Raw genomic sequence first — 18,956 nt, 5'->3', positions numbered from 1 at the left:
AGATCCCGCGCTTCAGGCGTAGGACATCGCGGGCGGGAGGGCGCCTCACGCCTTCAGCACCAGCGTCGACCAGCCTTCGAGCTGGCGTGAGGAGATCAGGCGGAGACCCTCCGACGCATAGGCGGCGAGGACGCGGTCCTCCTCGTGGTTCATCAGACCCGACAGCACCACGCGGCCATCGGTGGCCAGGTGACGCTTCACCTCGGGGGCGAGCTCGACCAACGGGCCGGCAAGGATGTTGGCGACGATGAGGTCGAACGGGCCGCGCTCCGCAAAGACGGGATGGTCGAAGCTGGTGGCGTGGATGGACTCCACGAAGGCGCCGGCCCCGTTCGCCTCGGCGTTCTCGCCGGCGATGCGCGCGGAGGTCTCATCGATGTCGGTCGCGAGCACAGGCGCCTGCTGGGCGAGACCGATGGCGATCGCCAGCACGCCGGTGCCGGAGCCGAGGTCGAGCACGCGCTCGAAGCGGCGCTCCGTCAGCAGCTCGTCGATCGCGAGCAGGCAGCCGCGGGTGGTGCCATGGTGGCCGGTGCCGAAGGCGAGCGCCGCCTCGATCTCGATGCCGATCACGTCCGCGGGGATCTTGTCTCGGTCGTGGGACCCGTGGACCATGAAGCGGCCGGCCGGCACGGGCGCGAGGCCGGCGAGGCTCTTCGCCACCCAGTCGGCCTCTTCGACGGCGTCGGCCTCGATGCGCAGGCCGGCGCTCTCCGGTCCAAGCGCCTCGCGGAGGGCGGCGGCGAGCTCGTCCGCCGTCGCCTCCGGGCCGCCGTAGACCTCGACCGTCCAGTCGTCCTTGGTCACCTCGAAGGCGGCGATGGAGGCCTCGCCGAACGGGAAGGCCTCCTCCAGCACGTCCGCGACGCGCTTGGCGGTCGCTTCGTCGAGACGGAGGCGGACGAGAGGCGTGGACATGGAGACGAGACCTTCAGAGGCGTTGCGCGGAACCGCGACGGCGGGTCCCGGCCTTGTGCGGGGAGGCATAGCGGGTCCATCCGCGCAGGGAAACCTGTCTGATCCGCGGCGACGCAGGGACGGTCATCGGATGCTCGACTTGAGCTGCCCTAAAGCGCCGCGTTTCGTCGGGCGCCTTAGATGCGGGCGAGCAGCTCGACCTTCTTCGCCTGGAACTCGTCTTCGGTCAGCGCGCCGGCGTCCTTGAGCGCCGCGAGCTTTCGGATGAGCTCGATCGGGTCGCCGCCCTCGCGCTCCTTCATCGGAGCCGGCGCGCGAGCCGCCTCCGCTTGCGTGGGCGCCACCGGCGCCGAAGAAGGCTGCGTCGTGAACGTCTGCGAGGCCGCTGGCTGCTGCTGTCCGTCCTCGGGCGACTGAGGCGCGTGTTCGGGCGCGGAGGTCGCCGAGGCGTCCACCTCCCGAAGATCGTGCACGCCGATCGAGCCGCGGTCGGTCGAGAAGCTCAGGCTGTCGACGCTGCCCTGCTGCTGGCCGGCGCCGCCGATGTTGTGGTCTCCGGTGTCGTAGGTCCGGACTTGACCGTCTCGCTCGATCGCCAGCCGACGCGTACCCGGAAACACGGCGTAGCGCCGCCCGTTCTGGGCGCCCGTGGCGGATGGGTCGCCGAGCGCCTCAGGCCACCAGTTGGCGAAGCCGGCTGAGGACTGGCCGGGGGCGGGGCGAGGGGCGGGGATCGCGCCGCCGCCCATCGCGACCGCAAGGTCGTCGGCGAGAGCGCCGACCCGCGCCTTCAGCCCGTTGTTGAACATGTCGCCGATCATCAGCATGCCGCCGCGCGACCACTGGCCCATGCCGCCGAGTTCGTGATGGCTGAACTGCGCCATTGCCCCGGCGCCGGATTCGAGCGCCGCGACCATGGCCCGCCCCGCCTCGAGGCTGAAGCCGTGACGCTGCGCGATCTCCGAGATCACGCGGCTTCCTTCGTCGGTCGGCGACGTCTGCATGATCGGTTTCCTTTGATGCGATCGATCGGGAGCGCCGCGGCGAACGGCGATCGTCGAGTTGAGTTAGGCAGCCTTCACGAAGCTGTCCACCACGCGCTTGTGGCCGGCCTTGTCGAACGCGACGGTGAGCTTGTTGCCGTCGACCTCGACCACGGTGCCGTTCCCGAACTTCTGGTGGAACACGCGCGCGCCCTTTCCGAAGCCGGCGGACTTCGCGGTGGAGGAGGCGACGAGTTCGCCCTCGATCGTCATCGGCCCGCTGCGGCGCGCGCCGGGGCCGGGGGAGGCGGGACCGCGATTCTCCTGCGCGCGCCGCCAGCCCGGCGTGTCGTAGGTGGATTTGAACGGCTCGGCGCGGTCGAACCGGCTTGCGCCGTAGGACCCGCCCATCCCGCCGCCTCCGCCGCCGTAGGTCGCCGGAGCCTCTAGCACATCGACGGCGGCCTCGGGCAGCTCGTCGAGGAAGCGCGACGGGATCGACGACTGCCACATGCCGTGGATGCGCCGGTTGGAGGCGAACCACACCTTCGCGCGTTTGCGCGCGCGGGTGACGCCGACATAAGCGAGGCGACGCTCCTCCTCGAGCCCGGCGCGGCCGCTCTCGTCGAGCGAGCGCTGGTGGGGGAAGAGGCCTTCCTCCCAGCCGGGCAGGAACACCGTGTCGAACTCCAGCCCCTTGGCGGCGTGAAGCGTCATGATGGTGACGGCGTCCCCGCTCGGGCCGCGGTCGGCGTCCATCACGAGCGAGATGTGCTCCAGGAAGCCGCGCAGGTTCTCGAACGGCTCCATGGAGCGCACCAGCTCCTTCAGATTCTCCAGCCGCCCCTGCGCTTCCGCCGAACGGTCCTTGGTCCACATGTCGGTGTACCCGCTCTCCTCCAGCACCTGCTCCGCGAGCTCGGTGTGGGGGATCTTGTCGATCAGCCCGGACCAGCGGTCGAAGGACTGCACGAGCTCCTTCAACGTGGAGCGCGGCTTCGGCTTCAGGTCGGGCCCGTCGAGCAGCCGGCGCGCAGCCTCCAGCAGCGGCACCTCCTCGGCGCGGGAGAGGTCGACCATCTGCTTCAGCGCGGCGTCGCCAAGGCCCCGCTTCGGCGTGTTGTAGATGCGCTCGAAGGCGAGGCCGTCGGCCGGGCTCGCGACCACGCGGAGATAGGCGAGGGCGTCGCGGATCTCGGCGCGCTCGTAGAAGCGCGGGCCGCCGATGACGCGGTAGGGCAGGCCGAGGGTGATGAAGCGTTCCTCGAACTCGCGCATCTGGAACGACGCGCGCACGAGGATCGCGATATCGTCGAGCTTGTGCCCCTTGGTCTGCAGAGCCTCGATCTCGTCGCCGATCTGGCGGGCCTCCTCGCCGGAATCCCACGCGCCGGCGACCGTGACCTTCTCGCCGAGGTCGGTCTGCGGGCGCAGCGTCTTGCCGAGGCGGCCCTGGTTGTGGGCGATGAGATGGGAGGCGGCGTTGAGGATGTGGCCCGTCGAGCGGTAGTTGCGCTCAAGGCGCACCACCTTCGCGCCCGGGAAATCCTTCTCGAACCGCAGGATATTTTCGACCTCGGCCCCGCGCCAGCCGTAGATCGACTGGTCGTCGTCGCCAACGCAGGCGAGGTTGGACGAGCCCTTCGCCAGCAGGCGAAGCCAGAGGTACTGCGCGACGTTGGTGTCCTGATACTCGTCCACCAGCATGTATTTGAACCGCCGGTGGTACTGCTCCAGCACGTCCGGGTGCTCGCGGAACAACCGGATCGGCTCCAGAAGCAGGTCGCCGAAGTCGACCGCGTTCAGCTGGCGCAACCGGGCCTGGTAGATGGCGTAGAGTTCGGCGCCGCGGCCGGCCGCGAAGCTCTGGGCTTCGCCGGCCGGCACGTCCTTTGGAGCGAGCGCGCGGTTCTTCCAGCCGTCGATGGCGAAGGCGAGCTGGCGCGCGGGCCAGCGCTTGTCGTCGATGTTCTCAGCCGTCAGGACCTGCTTCAGCAGGCGGATCTGGTCGTCGGTGTCGAGGATCGTGAAGCTTGACGACAGGCCGGCGAGCTCCGCGTGGCGGCGCAGGATGCGGGTGCCGATGGAGTGGAAGGTGCCGAGCCACTGCATGCCCTCGGCGGCCTCGCCCAGCAGCTTGCCAACGCGCTCGCGCATCTCGCGCGCGGCCTTGTTGGTGAAGGTGACCGAGAGGATTTCGAACGGACGCGCCTTGCCCAGCGCCAGGATGTGCGCAATGCGCGTGGTCAGCACGCGGGTCTTGCCGGTGCCGGCGCCCGCAAGCACCAGCAGCGGTCCGTCAAGCGTCTCGACCGCTTCGCGTTGCTCCGGGTTGAGCCCCTGAAGGTAATCGGGCGCGGAGGCGGGACGCAGCGCGGCGGCCGCGCGCGCGGCGATGCCTCCGGCGCGGGGCGCAGACAGCGTCAGGTCGTCGTCCGGATGGCGGGCGTTCTGATCAGGCAAGGGGTTTGCAGCTCCTGGAGGCGAGGCGCGCCGCGGCGCGCGAGCCACGACGACTCAATCGCCATAAGAGAACAAAATGGCGCCGTCGGGTCCGGATTGCGAGAGCGTCACCGCTGTCCACAACGGGTGAGACCCCGCTGGACGCTGCGGGCCAAGCGGGCCGAAGAGGTACGAAGAAACCATCCCGTAATTTGATCAGCCGATAAGTTTAAATCCGGCGGAACCGCTTTTGAAGATCCGCGTTATTGAGCGGGCGGACAAGAGGAGGAAAGACATTATGCGGATCAGCACTTTGGCTCTGGCCGTCGCGCTCGCCACGGCTCCTGCTGCGGCGTTCGCGGCTGAAGGCACGGCGGCGGGCATCGCCGGCGGTGCGGCGACGGGCGCGGTCCTCGGCGGTCCGGTCGGCGCAGTGGCCGGCGGCGTGGCTGGCGGCGTGATCGGCACTCTCGCGTCCCCGCCCGAGCGGGTCCGGTCTTATGTGGTGCAGGAGCAGCGCCCCTCGGTCGTCTACGAAGGCGACGTGGTGGTGGGCAAGCCGGTGCCCCAGACCGTCGAGGTCTATCGCGTGCCGGACAGCGACTACAGCTACACGGTCATCAACCAGAAGCGTTACATCGTCGACAGCGACCGCAAGGTCGTTCAGGTCGTCGACTGAACCTCGCGTTCCCTCTGGGGAATGGAAAAAAGCTTCGCAGCCCTGCTGCGGAGCTTTTTTCAATTCTGGGACGGCCTGGCGAGCCTCAGCGCCGCATGCCGACGCGGCGGCCGAGCCAGTCGAGCTTTGCGGCGGCGGTTTCATGGCTCTCGATCAAAGCGGCGATCGCGAGCTGAACCGTGTCGGGAAAAGGCGTCACGCGACGGGTCGCGAGCGACACGGACAGCGTCACGCCTTCGACGGTCGTGGTGACGGCCCCGTCGGCTTCGCGGGCCAACTCCACCGCCCATCGCACCCGCTTCGCGTCGGCCTCGAGAAACACCACCCGCCCGCGTATCACGTCGCCGAAGTTGATTTCGTTGAGATAGCGCACGTGCATCTCGCCCGCGAAGGTCGAGAGGCCGAGGTCTTCGACGTAGGCCCCATCCACCCCGAACGCCGCGAAGGCGAGGTCGAGCGCCTGATCGACCAGCACCAGATGGTAGGCCATGTTCACGTGGCCGTTGTGGTCGAGGTAGGAGCGCTCGACCGGCAGGGGATCGGTGACGAAGGCGGCGTCGGTCATGGGTTCAGCGGAGCCGCACATAGCGCAGCGCCACGCTGTTCGCGCCCTGGGTGGCGCCCTTAAGCCCGAAGTCGCGCAGCGGAATGCCGCTTCCTTCCGCCAGCGCCGGGCCTTCGCCAAGGATGGTCGGGACCAGCGTCAGGACGATTTCGTCCACCAGATCGTCGGCGAAGAACCCTCCCGCCAGCCGGCCGCCGCCAGCGAGCCAGACGCGGCCGCTTCCCGCGGCGTCCAACGCTTCCGCGAGCTCACGTGGGCTGCCGGCGAAGGCCTCGACCTCAGCCCCGTTCATCGGAGCGATGCGGTCCTTGCGTGTCATCACGATGGTGCGTCGGTCGCCGTAGGGCCAGCCGTCGGCGTCGCCCGCCAGGATCGCAGCCTGCAGCACGGCGAAGGTCTTCGCGCCCATCACGATCGCGTCCACCGTCTCGAAGAACGGCTCGAACGCGTCGGCGCCATAGCTCTCCGGGTCGGCGAGCGACTCCAGAAAAGCGAGCGCGTCGCCCGGGCCTGCGAGCCGGCCGTCGAGGCTGGTGGCGGCGTAGTAGACAATGTGGGGCACGCAAGGACGCTCCAGGGGCGCCGCGGGGGGCGGTTGCGGGGGAAATCTGCTAGACTTTGGGCAAATATGAATCCGGCGACTCCGAGCCGGACCAGCGACCGGGAAGGACATCGCCGAACATGCCCGCTACTGCAACCTCCGGCGCCCTGCGGCCAGAAAGTTTCGCTCTCCAGACCGTGCTCGAGACGCTTTCGGATCGGTTCGGCGATCGCTTCTCGACCTCGCGCTCGGTGCGAGAGCAGCACGCCAACACCCTGACGTGGATCGAGAACCAGCCGCCGGACGGGGTGGTGTTTCCGGAGAGCACCGAGGAGGTCGCCGGCATCGTGCGGCTCTGCGCCGCGCATGGCGTCCCGGTGGTGCCGTTCGGGATCGGCTCCTCCTTCGAGGGCCACGTGAACGCCCCGCTCGGCGGAATTTCGATCTCGACCGCGCGGATGAACGCGGTTGTCGCCGTGCATTCCGAAGACCTGGACGTCGTGGTTCAGCCCGGCGTGACGCGCAAGCAGTTGAACGAGGCGCTGCGCGACCAGGGCCTCTTCTTCCCGATCGATCCCGGCGCGGACGCGAGCCTCGGCGGCATGGCCTCCACCCGCGCCTCGGGCACGAACGCTGTGCGCTACGGCACCATGAAGGACAATGTTCTGGCGCTGACCGCGGTGCTGCCCTCCGGCGAAATTATCCGCACCGGGGGCCGCGCGAAGAAATCCTCCTCCGGCTACGACCTCACGCGCCTGCTTGTAGGCGCCGAAGGCACTCTCGGCGTCATCACCGAGTTGACCCTGCGCCTGCAGGGCATTCCCGAGGCGATCTCGGCCGGCGTCTGCCCTTTCCCGAGCGTGGAGGCGGCATGCGACGCCACCATCATGACGATCCAGTCCGGCCTGCCGGTGGCGCGCATCGAACTGCTCGACGAGGTGCAGGTGCGCGCGGCGAACGCCTATTCCAAGCTTTCCCTCGCCGAGACGCCGACGCTCTTCGTGGAGTTCCATGGCACCGACGCCAGCGTGAAGGAGCAGGCGGAGCGCTTTGGGGAGATCGCCGAGGAGTTCGGTGGCGGCCCGTTCGACTGGGCGACCAAGGCGGAGGAGCGCAACAAGCTGTGGCAGGCGCGGCATGACTCGTTCTGGGCCGCGCTGGCGCTGCGGCCCGGGGCGAAGAGCGTGCCGACCGACGTCTGCGTCCCGATCTCGCGGCTGGCCGAATGCGTGGCCGAGACCAAGCGCGATCTGGCCGAAAGCGGCATCGTTTCGCCGATCGTCGGCCACGTCGGCGACGGCAATTTCCATTGCCAGCCGCTGGTCGACATGGACGATCCCGCAGACGTCGCGACCTGCAAGGCGTTCCTCGCCCGCCTGGTGGAGCGCGCGATCGCCATGGGCGGCACCTGCTCCGGCGAACACGGCGTAGGCCAGGCCAAGATGAAGTACCTCGAGGCCGAGCACGGCGCCGTGGCCTTGGCGGCGATGCGCGCCATCAAGCTCGCGCTCGACCCGCAAAACATCATGAACCCTGGAAAGATCGTGACTGTGTAAGCCCTTCGCGGGCCTATAGAGTGCGGTGCGGCGCGTCGGCTTTCCGCCCGGCCGGCGCGCCCGGGGCCGGGGTCCGGCCCCGACGGGGGATGGGCGAAGAAACGGCGGTCTCTGGTGAACAATGCGCTGACGGGTCTCGGCCTCGCGCTCGTGCTTGCGCTTGTCGCGGCGCTGATCGGTCCGTGGTTCATCGACTGGAACGCCTATCGCGACGACTTCGCGGCCCAGGCAAGCTCTCTGGTGGGCGCGCCGGTGACCGTCTCTGGCGACGTCGACGCGCGGCTGCTGCCCAGTCCCTACGTCCGGTTTCGCGGCGTCGCGGCGGGCACGGGCGACGCAAGGCTCGAGGCCTCCGAGATCGAGATCACCCTCGCCATTGGCCCGCTCCTGAGGGGCGAAGCGAAGGCCGAGCGCCTGAAGCTCGTCCGCCCCGTGGTGAACCTCTCGTCCGACGCGGACGGCGTTGTGACGACGCCCTTTGGAGCCGGCGCGAGGGGCGCGCGCGATGCGGACCGCATCTCCTTCGACCGAGCGGAGATCGTCGACGGCGCCCTCCGCCTCGCGACGCCCTCCGGACGGCTGGCGCTGACGGATATCGACGGCGTGGCGGAGGCCGGCTCGCTGCGCGGGCCGTTCCGCTTCGAGGGCGGAGCGACGACCCCGTCGGGCCGCGCCGCGCTTCGGCTTTCGACCGCGAAGGCGGACGATCTGGGCGTGCTTCGGCTGAAGCTTGCGGCGTCCTTGGACGGACGTCCCGAGACCTTCGACCTCGACGGCGCGCTGACCATCGCCGCGAAGCCGCGTTTCGAAGGCCAAGCGTCCGCCGCCCGACCGGAGACGAAGTCGGGTCCGAAGGGCGGCACGACGACGGGCGATGCGGCGTCGTGGCGGCTCACGGCGAGGGTCGCGGGCGACGCCGCGCGCCTCGCCTTCGATTCCATTGACGCGGCCTACGGTCCGGACGAGCGCGGCCTTCGGCTGGCCGGGAAGGGCGTCGTAAGTCTCGGCGCAGCGCCCCGCGTGGACCTGGCGCTCGGGGCCCGCCAGCTCGACCTCGACCGCTTCGCGGGCGCCGACCGTCCCAAGACGCCCCTCGGCGTGATCGAAAAGATCGCGGCTCAATTCGCCGGAGCCGCTCGGCCGCCGCTGCCCGGACGCGTGACCTTCGACGTCGGCGGGGTGGTCCTCGCCGGCGACGTCGCCCGCAATCTCTCCGCCGAGCTTGTGGCCAACGACGATGTCTGGCGCGTCGCTCGCGCGTCAGTCGGCCTCCCCGGCGACGCGCGTCTCGCCGCGTCCGGTGCGCTTGTGTTCGTGGACGGGGAGCCGGGGTTCGCCGGCAAGGTCGATTTCGCGGCGGCCGACCTCGCGAGCCTTCGCCGCTGGTTGCAAGGCGGCGTCGGCGAGGGCGCGCGGACCGCAGTTCGCCGCCTCTCGGTTAAGGGCGACGTCAGCGCGCGGATGGGCGGATTGGCGGTCGACAACGCGCGGATCGAAGGCGACGGCGCCGTGACGTCGGGGCGTCTCGCGTGGCGCGCGGCGGAAGATGGCCAGCGCGCGGCCCTGGAAGCGGGGCTCACGGCAGACAAGCTCGATCTCGACGCGCTCGGTGCGGATCGGCTCCTCGCCGGACTGATCCGCGGCGCCGACACAGATGTTGCCGTGACGCTCGATGCGAAGGCCCTGACGCTGCTTGGCGTCTCGCTGAAAGATGTCGCGCTGGACGCGGCGCTGGACGCGGACGGCCTCGAAATCCGACGGCTTGCGGTGGCCGACGCCGGCGGCGCGAAACTTTCCGGACAGGGGCGCATCGGCGCGGGCGCTCAGGGGCCTGAGGGACGGCTCGCCTTCGACGTCGACGCGCAGCGGCTCGACGGGCTCATCGCCCTCGCCCGCGCGATCGACGGCGCCGGCGCGGCGGCGGACGCGCTGGCCCGCCGCGCTGCGGCGCTGCAGCCGGCGAAGGCGGCCGTCGAGCTCGTTACCGGCGCGTCCGGCCACCGCGTCACAGCGCAGGGAAACGCCGCCGGCGGAGCCTTCGACGCGCGGCTTTCGACGCCGCGCTTCGGGCTCGACGCCGACATGGACGTGGCGCTCGAGTTTAGCTCGCCGGACGGGAGGCGACTCGCCGCACTGGTGGGTCTGGCGACCAGTCCGCTGGCGCCCGCGGAAGGGGGACGCCTGACGCTGGCGTTCAAGGGAGCGCCGGCCCGCGGCATGACGGGCGACGGACGCCTCGCAGCGCTCGGCTTCGACCTCGCCGCGAGGGGTGACGTTGCGCTCGCGCCTGTCGCCGGACTGTCCGCGGCCGGCGACGTGACCTTCAGATCGGCGGACATTACCGCCTTCGCCGAAGCTCTGGGGCGTCTTACGCCCGGCGCGACGCCCGCAGTTCCGGTCGATGTCGCCGCCCGCATCTCGGTGACCGCCGATCAGGCCGCGCTCGAGAGCCTTGAGGGATCGATCGCCGGTCGCGCGGTGTCCGGTCGGCTTGTCGTCCCCTTCGACTCCAAGGCCGCCTTCGAGGGCGAGGCCACGGTGGACGAAGCGCCGTCCGCCGCCCTTTTGGCTCTCGGCCTCTCGCCGGAGGGCTTGACCGCCCCGACAACGAGCGGCCGGTCGGTCTGGCCGTCCACCGCATTCGGACCTTCGCCGGCGCGGGGATTGAACGGGCGGATTGCGGTGTCGGCGCGGCGGATGTCGCTGGGGCTGGCGGAGCCTGCGACGGACGTGCGTTTCACGCTGGCGCTGCGTCCGAACGCGACCTCCGTGGAGCGGTTCTCCGCCAATCTCGCCGGCGGCGGCGTTACCGGCTCGCTGGATCTTTCCCGGCCGGGGCTCGAGGCGACGCTTGCGGTGAAGGCCGCGGCGAAGGACGTGCGGCTGGAGAGGCTCACGGGCCAGGGCGTCGCGTCGAAGCTGATCGGCGCTATTGAGGGCACGGTCGAGGCGCAAGGCTCCGGCCGCAGCCTCTCGGCGATCATGGCGAGCATGGCCGGCGCCGGATCCGCGACGCTGCGCTCGGCGGCGATCCGAAGCCTTGACGCCGCCGCGCTCGACGCTGTTGAGCCAATGATCGAGCAGGGGCTGCCGCTCGAAGCGCCCAAGATCGCTGGGGCTCTGGAGCCGCTGATCGGACGGGCGGACTTCACGGCGCCGCGCCTCGGAGCGCCCTTTACCATCTCGGGCGGCGTGCTGCGTTCAGGCGCGATCGTCGACGAAGGCGCGGCGGCGCGGCTGGGCGGGGCCATCTCGATCGATCTGTCGCGGCTCACTCTGGACGCCGCGCTGACCTTGGGCCCTAGGCGGGCGGACGCTCCGCAGCTTGGCGTCGCGTTCCAAGGGCCGCTCGCCGCGCCGCGCCGCAGGCTGGACGCAACCGCCCTGACGAGCTGGCTTTCGGTTCGCGCCGTGGAGCGCGAGACGAAGCGGATCGAAGCGATGGAAGCCGAAATCCAGCAACGCGCCCGGCTCGCGCGTGAACGCGCCGCCGCGGAGGAGCGTCGCCGGGCCGAAGAAAGGCGGGTCGCGGACGAAAAGCGGAAGGCGGACGAGGAGCGTTTGAAGGCGCTGCAACCGCTCGCGCCGTCTCAGCCGGCGCTGCCGCCGACGCTCGACCTGGCTCCGCCGACCGAAGGCGAAGCGCAGGGCGGTCGCTGACGCGAGTTAGCTCTTGATCGCGCCCAGGGCGCCTGCGCGCCGGCGGTAATGGTCGAGCACGTGGAGCCGGACGGCGGAGGACAGGTTGCCGCCCGTGCGGCTGGCGTCGATCTCAGCGACCAAGCTGCGCAGCGACTGTCCGCGCTCCCGCGCGATGTCCTTCAGCGCGTGCCAGAAGGCGTCTTCAAGGCTCACGCTCGTCTTGTGTCCTGCGACCACGATCGATCGCTTGACGATGTCAGGGTTGATGACGTTCGCGATCGCTTCGGGCATCTCGCGGACGATCTCGTTCACGACGATGCCGTCCGAGGTCGGGATGCCGATGGTCAAGTTCTCAATGCGGCTCATTGCTCCGCGTCGCCCCCGTTGTCGCGACGATGGCCATCGAGGAGGCGTTCCGCCTGAGCGCGGCGAACCTCCTCGGCGACCTTCTCGTCCTTCCGCCGGCCGAAGCGGACGCGATTCTCGGCGGCTTGCGCCGACCTGTCCTCGCGTTCCCGCCGCTTGCGCGCCTGGCGCAGATTTACGATCTCAGCCATTCCGGAGGAGGTGTTTACACGCCTGCGGACAGGAAATCGAGACCTGAGGGTCTCAACTCGGCCGGATCATCGTCTCCGGACGCACCACGGCGTCGAACTCCTCGGCCGTGACGAAGCCCAGCTTCACCGCCTCTTCGCGAAGCGTGGTGCCGTTCTTGTGCGCCGTCTTCGCGACTTTGGTGGCGTTGTCGTAGCCGATCGTCGGCGCGAGGGCGGTGACAAGCATGAGCGAACGGCCCATCAGCTCCGCGATGCGCGTCTCGTCCGCTTCGATGCCGACGACGCAGTTGTCGGCGAAGCTCACGCTCGCGTCCGCGATCAGGCGGATCGACTGGAGCATGTTGTAGGCCATCACCGGCTTGAACACGTTGAGTTCGAAATGGCCTTGGCTGCCGGCGAAGGTCACCGCCGCGTTGTTCCCGAACACCTGCGCGCAGACCATCGTCAGGGCCTCGCACTGAGTCGGGTTCACCTTGCCCGGCATGATGGACGAGCCGGGCTCGTTCTCGGGCAGAATCAGTTCGCCGAGGCCGGAGCGTGGTCCCGACCCCAGGAAGCGGATGTCGTTTGCGATCTTGAACAGGCCGGCAGCGATCGAGTTCAGCGCCCCATGGGCGTAGACGTAGGCGTCGTGAGCGGCGAGCGCTTCGAACTTGTTGGGCGCCGTGACGAACGGAAGACCGGTGATCTCGGCCGCCTTCTCCGCGAACTTTTCGGCGAAACCGATCTTCGCGTTGATGCCGGTGCCGACCGCGGTGCCGCCCTGGGCGAGGGGCAGCAAGTGCTGAAGACCTTCCTTCGCCCGGACGATGCCAAGCCGCACCTGCGCGACGTAACCGGAGAACTCCTGCCCCAGGGTCAGCGGCGTCGCGTCCTGGGTGTGCGTGCGGCCGATCTTGATGATGTGCTCGAACGCCTTCGCCTTCGCGTCTAGCGCGTCTTCGAGGTGCTTCAGAGACGGAATCAGCCGGTTCTCGATCTCCTCGGCCGCCGCGATGTGCATCGCCGTCGGAAAGGTGTCGTTCGACGACTGGCTCATGTTGACGTGGTCGTTCGGATGCACCGGCTTCTTCGAGCCGAGCTCGCCGCCGAGCATCTCGATCGCGCGGTTCGAGATGACCTCGTTCGCGTTCATGTTGGACTGCGTGCCGGAGCCGGTCTGCCAGACCACCAGGGGGAAGTGCTCGTCGAACTTGCCGTCGATCACCTCCTGGGCCGCCGCGGCGATCGGATCCGCAAGCTCGGGCTTGAGCACGCCGAGGTCCTTGTTCGCGAGAGCGGCGGCGCGCTTCACCACGCCGAGCGCGCGGACCAGCGGCTTCGGCATGGTCTCGCCGCCGATCTTGAAGTTCTGCAGCGAGCGCTGGGTCTGCGCGCCCCAGTACTTGTCGGCGGGAACCTCGAGCGGCCCGAAGCTGTCGGTTTCGGTGCGGGTCGCGGTCATCGGCTGCGCTCTCGGATCAGGAGGGTAAGGACGCGACGCGAATGCTGCGCCGCAGCGGCGTCCTTACCACGCAGCTTCCCGCCCCGTCACGCCCGAGCGCGACGAAGAGGCGCAGTCATTTCTTTCGGAACTTGTCCAGGCTGACGACCTGAGCGCCGCCTTCGGGCGTCGCTGCGGGCTGGCTCTCTTCTGCGCTCTGCGCCGGATCCGCGGCCGGCTCGGCCTCGTCGGAGCCGGCGTTCTCTACGGCGTCCGGATTGTCGAACTTCAGCCCGAACTGCACCGACGGGTCATAAAATCCCACGATGGAATCGAACGGCACGCCGAGCTTCTCCGGCACGCCGCCGAACGACAGTCCGACCTCGAAGCCCTGGTCCGTGACGATCAGGTCCCAGAACTGGTGCTGCAGGATGACCGTCATCTCGGCGGGATACCGCTCCCGCAGCCGGGCCGACAGCTTCACGTCCGGCGCCTGCGTCCGAAACGAGATGTAGAAATGATGATCGCCGGGCGCGCCGTCGCGCGCGACGTTCGCCAGCACCTCGCGCACCACGCCGCGCAAGGCGCGCTGGGTGAGCAGGTCGTAGCGGATGAAGTCCTGGGCGATCGGCGGCGTCTCGTTCGTCATGTTCGCTACTTAGGCGGATTCGTGCAGGGGTAAACAGCCGGCGCTGGCGGAGCGGAGCGCGGCGGCCGATCAAACGATACAGATGCGACAAGGAGAAGTGGAGGTTTCTGTTGCCAGGTACCTCCGAACCCCGCCTAAAAGAGCTAACCCCTTAGGACTTTAGATCGGTGTTTCAAACCGCTCACGCGGCCTGAGCAACCGGAGCATAGTTGTCGTTGGCAACTATAGATTGAGCCCGATAACGGCGGTGCCATGCCGGGTGAAAGCTCGCCCTTTACGCCCCCGTCGATCCTGTTTCGCCCCCGCCAAAACCCATCTTCCAATGGGCTTTGGTGGAGGCGCCGGGTGCTGCCCCCGGGTCCGAAGGGTTTATTGCGGCGACCGTTTATCACCATAGCCGGATCGCTCCGGCCCGATTGATATAGTCCCTGTCGCGCGGGATCGGAAGAGGGGCGTCGCTCTTTCGGGCTGCGGCCTCCGGTCGAAGGAAATTACCGAACGCCCCGGACCTGCGGCATTTTAGCAAAGGTGTAATCAATCCCCCCGCACAATCCGAAGCTTAGAAGTTGATGCGATTCGGGGATGGAAGCGTGCGTATCGGGACGAAGATCTTTGCGCTGATCGCCGCTCTTGGAGCGGTGGCGATTGGCGTCGCGGGCGTCAGCTATTCGACGCTTGAAGCCTACGATCAGGCGGTGGACGACGTGAGGTCCGCGTCGACGCGCGCGCTCTACAGCGAACGCCTCAACCGGCTGGTGACGACGGTCGTGATGGACGCCCGCGGCATCTACGCCGCGCCGGACGCCGCCGCCGCCAAGAAGTTCGGCGATGGCGTCATGGCGTCGCTGGACCAGATCGACGTGCTTCTGAAGGAGTGGGCGCCGATCGTTCCTGCGCAGGACAAGGCCCTGTTCGACGCGGTGTCGCGGGACGCGGCCACGTTCCGCTCGTTCCGCACCGAGACGGTGCGCTTGGGCACGCAGGAAACGCCGGCCGCGGCGAACGCCCAGGGCAACAACGACGGCAACCGGGCCAATCGTCGGGCGTTCCAGGCCAGCATCGACGCGATGACCGAGCGCGGCCGCGCCGACGTGGCTGCGGTCGACGAGCGGGTCGAGTCCCTCTACACGGAACGGCTCGCCCTTCTGCTGATCCTTTCGCTGGGCGGCACGCTCGCCGCGGTCGTCGTGGGCGGCCTGATCGTTCAGCGCCAGATCGCGCGGCCGCTTGCGGGCGTCACCGGCGCCATCCAGCGGCTCGCCGCGGGCGACCACCGGCTGCCCGACGTCAAGCCGGGCAAGGACGAGGTTGGCGACATCTGGCGGAGCATGCAGGTGTTCGCTGGCGCCATGCAGGAGGCGACCAGCCTTCGCGAAGCTCAGGCGGAGGCCGACAAGCGCCGTACCGTCGAGCGCCGAACGGAGATGACCGGTCTCGCCGGCCGCTTCGAGGGCAGCGTGGGCGAACTGGTCCAGCACCTCGCCGCCGCGGCCCAGGAGATGGAGGCGACCTCGCGCAGCCTCGCGGCCAACGCCGAGCAGACCACCCGGCAGTCCAGCTCCGTGCTCACGATCGCCAGCGACGCGTCGAACAACGTCCAGGCCGTCGCGGCTGCGACCGAGGAGCTTGCGGCCTCCGCCCGCGAGATCGGCTCTCAGGTCGAGCTGACCTCCCAGGCCGCCGCCAACGCGGTCGAGAACGTCCGTCACGCGCACGAGCGGGTGGATCTGCTCGCCCGCGGCGCGCAGAAGATCGGCGAGTTCGTGAAGCTGATCCAGGACATCGCAGGCCAGACCAACCTTCTCGCGCTCAACGCAACGATTGAGGCGGCGCGCGCAGGCGAGGCGGGCCGCGGCTTCGCCGTGGTGGCCGCCGAGGTCAAGGAGCTCGCCGGTCAGACCGCGCGGGCGACGGACGAGATCACCGCCCAGATCAGCTCCATCCAGGGCGCGACCGAGGAGACGGTCAAGGCGATCGAGGAGATCGCCGGCATCATCGCCGAGGTGCACCACATCGCGAGCGGCGTCTCCGCCGCCGTCGAGGAGCAGCAGGCCGCGACGCAGGAGATCGCGCGCAACATTTCGGAAGCGGCGCGCGGCACGCTGCGCGTCAGCGAGGACGTCGCCGAGATGCAGGTCGCGGCCAACGAGGCCGGACACGGCGCCTCGCAGGTGCGCTCCGCCGCCGGCGAGCTCGCGGTGCAGTCGACGCGCCTCGGCAAGGAGGTCGACGGCTTCCTCTCGGGCGTCCGCGCCGCGTAAGGCCGAAGTCGAAGCTGTGAAGAAGGGCCTCGCGACGCCGTCGCGGGGCCCTTCGCATGTTAAGCTGCGGCCCAGCACGAACGACGAGCGCCGCCATGCACGCCTATCTCAGCCTTCTGCGCCACATCCTCGACGAGGGCGTCGCCAAGGACGACCGCACCGGCACCGGCACGCTGTCGCTGTTCGGCGCGCAGATGCGCTTCGACCTGACGCAGGGCTTCCCGCTCGTCACCACCAAGAAGCTGCACCTGAAGTCGATCGTGCACGAACTGCTCTGGTTCCTGGCCGGCGACACCAACGTCCGCTACCTCCAGGACAATGGCGTCAGCATCTGGGACGAGTGGGCCGACGAGCATGGCGACCTCGGCCCGGTCTACGGCAAGCAGTGGCGGTCCTGGGCCGCGCCCGACGGGCGGACGATCGACCAGATCGCCTGGGTGCTCGACGAGCTGAAGCGCAATCCGTCGTCCCGCCGGCTCGTCGTCTCGGCCTGGAACCCCGCCGACCTCGACGCCATGGCGCTCGCGCCCTGCCACTGCCTCTTCCAGTTCCACGTGGCGGAGGGGCGGCTTTCCTGCCAGCTCTACCAGCGTTCGGCGGACGTCTTCCTTGGCGTGCCGTTCAACATCGCCTCCTACGCGCTGCTGACGCACCTCGTGGCCCACGAGGCTGGCCTCGGGGTCGGCGACTTCGTGCACACGCTCGGCGACGCCCACCTCTACCTCAACCACCGGGAGCAGGCGCGCGAGCAACTGGCGCGCCAGCCCCGCGCCTTGCCGAAGCTGCGCCTCAATCCGGCGGTGCGTTCGATCTTCGACATGGCCTACGACGACGTGGCCTTCGAGGGCTATGAGCCGCATCCCGCCATCAAGGCCCCGGTGGCGGTCTGACCCGTTCGTCACTCGTCGTGGAGCCTGTCGTTTGAGCCTCGTCATCGCCCCGGCCAAGCCCGCGGACGCCGCGCTGGTGTTCGCCTTCGTGCGTGAACTCGCCGAGTACGAAAAGCTGCTGCACGAGGTGGAGGCGACGGAGGAAGGACTCGCCGAAGCGCTGTTCGGGGCGACGCCCCGCGTGTTCTGCGACATCGCCCGCTGGAACGGCGAGCCCGCCGGTTTTGCGCTGTGGTTCTACAACTACTCGACCTTTCGCGGCCGGCACGGGATCTATCTCGAGGACCTGTTCGTGCGGCCCGCGTTCCGCGGCGCGGGGATCGGAAAGGCGCTGATCCGGGCGCTCGCCGCCCGCTGCCGCGACGAAGGGCTGGCGCGGCTCGAATGGTGGGTGCTGAACTGGAACGCCCCGTCGATCGCCTTCTACGAGAGCCTCGGCGCCAAGCCGATGGACGAGTGGACGGTCTACCGGCTCTCGGGAGACGCGCTGGAGGGCGCCGCAAGCGAAAACTGAGAGACGTTTCCGCGGCCGGCGGCCTTCAAAGGACGGTCGCGGAGGCCCGAACGCGCCGCCGGGCTTGCCGCAGTCAAGCCGCGGCGCGGCGGCTTTTCAGAGCGTCGCGGACGCGGGCGACGGCTTCGGCGTCGAACCGGCCGGTTCGTCCGCCGGCGCACAATGCGCCGCGGAAGCCTAGGTAGTCGGGGGCGAGCGTCGCGAGCGGGGCGATGTCCGCCAGCGCGAGAGAGCCCGCGAGCCCCGTCAGCAGGTTTCGTTTGCGGGCGGCGGCGACGAAATGGGCGAGCGCCGCGTCGTCCATATGGCGCCGCAGGCCGCCGGCGGCCTTGTCGGCGGTGTCCACCATGACGCCGGCGAAGCCCCCGTCGGCGGCCGCGTCCACCAGGGCGAGGTCCACGCCGAGGTCGGCGAAGAACACGGCGATTAGCCGGGTCCGCAGCGCCAGAGGGCGAAGCGCCGCGAGGCAGGCGGCGGCGCCGTCGGCGAGAACGCCGAGCTTCACCAGCGGCACGCCGGTGGCCGCGACCCGCTCCGCCGCCGCCAGCACGATCCCGGGCCGCATCGGCTGGTCGCCGATGGTGGCGCTGAGCTGAGGCGCTTCCGACCCCCAGCCGCGCCAACGCGCGACGGCGGCCTCCAGCGCGGAGGAGTCCCAGGCGCCCAGAGCGCCCTTGGCCGGGTCCTTCAAGTCGACGATGTCGGCGCCGCCGATGCGCACGGCGTCCATCTCGTCGAGAGTCGCGACGCTCGCCAGGAAGCCGGTCACGACGCCGCCTTCGCTCTGTGCGCGCTCACGGCGTCGAGCAGCCAGCCCCAGGCTTCGCGCTCCGCTTCGCCCGCGGTCTTGTCGATCGCGATCTGGAGGTAGGCGATCTCCGCGTCGATCTTCTCGGCGGGCAGCATGTGCAGGCGACTCACAAGCACCGCGCCCTCGAGCACGGCTGCGATCGCCCGGTTCAGCCCGGGGAACGGGCGCAGCGCGACTTGGCGGACGGTGCGACAGGTCAGCTTCGGCCGCTGACCGTGCTCGTCGTCGACCGCGGTTACTTCGACCTCGTCACAGGCCAGAGCGGCCATGAGCCGGACGGAGGGGAGCGCCTCGGCCGGAACGGTCGGCCACTCCGGTCGGCGCTTGGTGACGCAGCCCGCAAAGACCCGCGCGTCGTCCGTGAAGTTCACGACGCCGCAACGGGTTGCGAGGAAGTTCTCGAGCGTGCGCGAAGGACGGAACGGCTGCAGCAGCCAGCCGCCGTCGATCGGGGTCGCCCCCATCGGGGCCACATGGGGGACGCCCTCGGGCGAGAGCGTCGTGACGATGGTCTCGCGGATCACG

Annotated in this window: 17 protein-coding genes and 1 other RNA gene; 6 read left to right on the top strand and 12 right to left on the bottom strand. The window is 69.5% G+C overall.

What is annotated here, in order from left to right:
• Window positions 1-45 precede the first annotated feature (45 nt).
• The 3 genes from METY_RS16435 to METY_RS16425 all read right to left on the bottom strand — a co-directional run bounded on the left by METY_RS16435 (window position 46) and on the right by METY_RS16425 (window position 4,364).
• Entirely contained in the window at window positions 46-918 is an 873-nt protein-coding gene (locus tag METY_RS16435) for a 50S ribosomal protein L11 methyltransferase (RefSeq protein WP_103122463.1), read from the bottom strand.
• Between the two features lie 176 nt (window positions 919-1,094).
• A complete protein-coding gene (locus METY_RS16430) occupies window positions 1,095-1,922 on the bottom strand; it encodes an SHOCT domain-containing protein (RefSeq protein ID WP_103122462.1) in 828 nt (275 codons plus the stop codon).
• Between the two features lie 63 nt (window positions 1,923-1,985).
• Window positions 1,986-4,364 (bottom strand): ATP-dependent helicase, encoded by a 2,379-nt coding sequence (locus METY_RS16425; RefSeq protein ID WP_103122461.1) that lies wholly within the window; start codon window positions 4,362-4,364, stop codon window positions 1,986-1,988.
• 277 nt (window positions 4,365-4,641) lie between these two features.
• Between METY_RS16425 and METY_RS16420 the strand changes: the two genes are divergently transcribed.
• Window positions 4,642-5,022 (top strand): DUF1236 domain-containing protein, encoded by a 381-nt coding sequence (locus METY_RS16420; RefSeq protein WP_103122460.1) that lies wholly within the window; start codon window positions 4,642-4,644, stop codon window positions 5,020-5,022.
• 85 nt (window positions 5,023-5,107) lie between these two features.
• On the opposite strand, the gene METY_RS16415 is transcribed toward METY_RS16420, so the two are convergent.
• The gene (locus tag METY_RS16415; protein WP_103122505.1) at window positions 5,108-5,587 is read right to left on the bottom strand and encodes an acyl-CoA thioesterase; all 480 of its coding nucleotides are present in this window, start codon (window positions 5,585-5,587) and stop codon (window positions 5,108-5,110) included.
• A gap of 4 nt (window positions 5,588-5,591) precedes the next feature.
• Window positions 5,592-6,149: a dihydrofolate reductase family protein gene (locus METY_RS16410; RefSeq protein ID WP_160147373.1), complete on the bottom strand. Its 558-nt coding sequence runs from the start codon at window positions 6,147-6,149 to the stop codon at window positions 5,592-5,594.
• A gap of 119 nt (window positions 6,150-6,268) precedes the next feature.
• On the opposite strand from METY_RS16410, the gene METY_RS16405 reads away from it, so the two are divergent.
• Both METY_RS16405 and METY_RS16400 read left to right on the top strand, forming a co-directional pair.
• A complete protein-coding gene (locus METY_RS16405; protein WP_103122458.1) occupies window positions 6,269-7,684 on the top strand; it encodes an FAD-binding oxidoreductase in 1,416 nt (471 codons plus the stop codon).
• A gap of 114 nt (window positions 7,685-7,798) precedes the next feature.
• Entirely contained in the window at window positions 7,799-11,344 is a 3,546-nt protein-coding gene (locus METY_RS16400) for an AsmA family protein (protein ID WP_103122457.1), read from the top strand.
• Between the two features lie 6 nt (window positions 11,345-11,350).
• Here the strand turns inward: METY_RS16400 and METY_RS16395 are convergent, their stop codons facing one another.
• From METY_RS16395 to ssrA, 5 genes are all read right to left on the bottom strand, one after another.
• Window positions 11,351-11,593 carry a ribbon-helix-helix domain-containing protein gene (locus METY_RS16395; protein ID WP_103122504.1) on the bottom strand — a complete coding sequence of 81 codons (243 nt, stop codon included), beginning with the start codon at window positions 11,591-11,593 and terminating at the stop codon, window positions 11,351-11,353.
• A 95-nt stretch (window positions 11,594-11,688) separates the two neighbouring features.
• Window positions 11,689-11,883 carry a DUF4169 family protein gene (locus METY_RS16390; protein WP_103122456.1) on the bottom strand — a complete coding sequence of 65 codons (195 nt, stop codon included), beginning with the start codon at window positions 11,881-11,883 and terminating at the stop codon, window positions 11,689-11,691.
• Between the two features lie 52 nt (window positions 11,884-11,935).
• The gene (gene fumC / locus METY_RS16385; protein WP_103122455.1) at window positions 11,936-13,327 is read right to left on the bottom strand and encodes a class II fumarate hydratase; all 1,392 of its coding nucleotides are present in this window, start codon (window positions 13,325-13,327) and stop codon (window positions 11,936-11,938) included.
• Between the two features lie 115 nt (window positions 13,328-13,442).
• A complete protein-coding gene (locus METY_RS16380; protein WP_200819713.1) occupies window positions 13,443-13,955 on the bottom strand; it encodes an SspB family protein in 513 nt (170 codons plus the stop codon).
• 96 nt (window positions 13,956-14,051) lie between these two features.
• Window positions 14,052-14,406: a transfer-messenger RNA gene (gene ssrA / locus METY_RS16375) on the bottom strand.
• A 139-nt stretch (window positions 14,407-14,545) separates the two neighbouring features.
• Between ssrA and METY_RS16370 the strand changes: the two genes are divergently transcribed.
• The 3 genes from METY_RS16370 (at window position 14,546) to METY_RS16360 (ending at window position 17,620) form a co-directional block, all read left to right on the top strand.
• Entirely contained in the window at window positions 14,546-16,216 is a 1,671-nt protein-coding gene (locus METY_RS16370; RefSeq protein WP_103122502.1) for a methyl-accepting chemotaxis protein, read from the top strand.
• Between the two features lie 95 nt (window positions 16,217-16,311).
• Window positions 16,312-17,106 (top strand): thymidylate synthase, encoded by a 795-nt coding sequence (locus METY_RS16365; RefSeq protein WP_103122454.1) that lies wholly within the window; start codon window positions 16,312-16,314, stop codon window positions 17,104-17,106.
• A gap of 31 nt (window positions 17,107-17,137) precedes the next feature.
• Window positions 17,138-17,620, top strand: coding sequence for a GNAT family N-acetyltransferase (locus tag METY_RS16360; protein ID WP_103122453.1), 483 nt, complete (start codon window positions 17,138-17,140; stop codon window positions 17,618-17,620).
• 73 nt (window positions 17,621-17,693) lie between these two features.
• Here METY_RS16360 and METY_RS16355 read toward each other — a convergent pair whose 3' ends face one another.
• Window positions 17,694-18,389 carry a (5-formylfuran-3-yl)methyl phosphate synthase gene (locus tag METY_RS16355; RefSeq protein WP_103122452.1) on the bottom strand — a complete coding sequence of 232 codons (696 nt, stop codon included), beginning with the start codon at window positions 18,387-18,389 and terminating at the stop codon, window positions 17,694-17,696.
• On the bottom strand, window positions 18,386-18,955 hold the full coding sequence (locus tag METY_RS16350; RefSeq protein WP_103122451.1) for a DUF447 domain-containing protein: 570 nt from the start codon (window positions 18,953-18,955) through the stop codon (window positions 18,386-18,388). Before METY_RS16350 ends, METY_RS16355 begins: the two co-directional genes overlap by 4 nt.
• Between the last annotated feature and the right edge of the window lies 1 nt (window position 18,956).

The sequence above is a fragment of the Methylopila sp. Yamaguchi genome, from assembly GCF_002897035.1.
Classification (GTDB): Bacteria; Pseudomonadota; Alphaproteobacteria; order Rhizobiales; family Methylopilaceae; genus Methylopila.
Note: the sequence above shows the minus strand (reverse complement) of the source record. Positions and strands in the feature narration are given on the sequence as shown.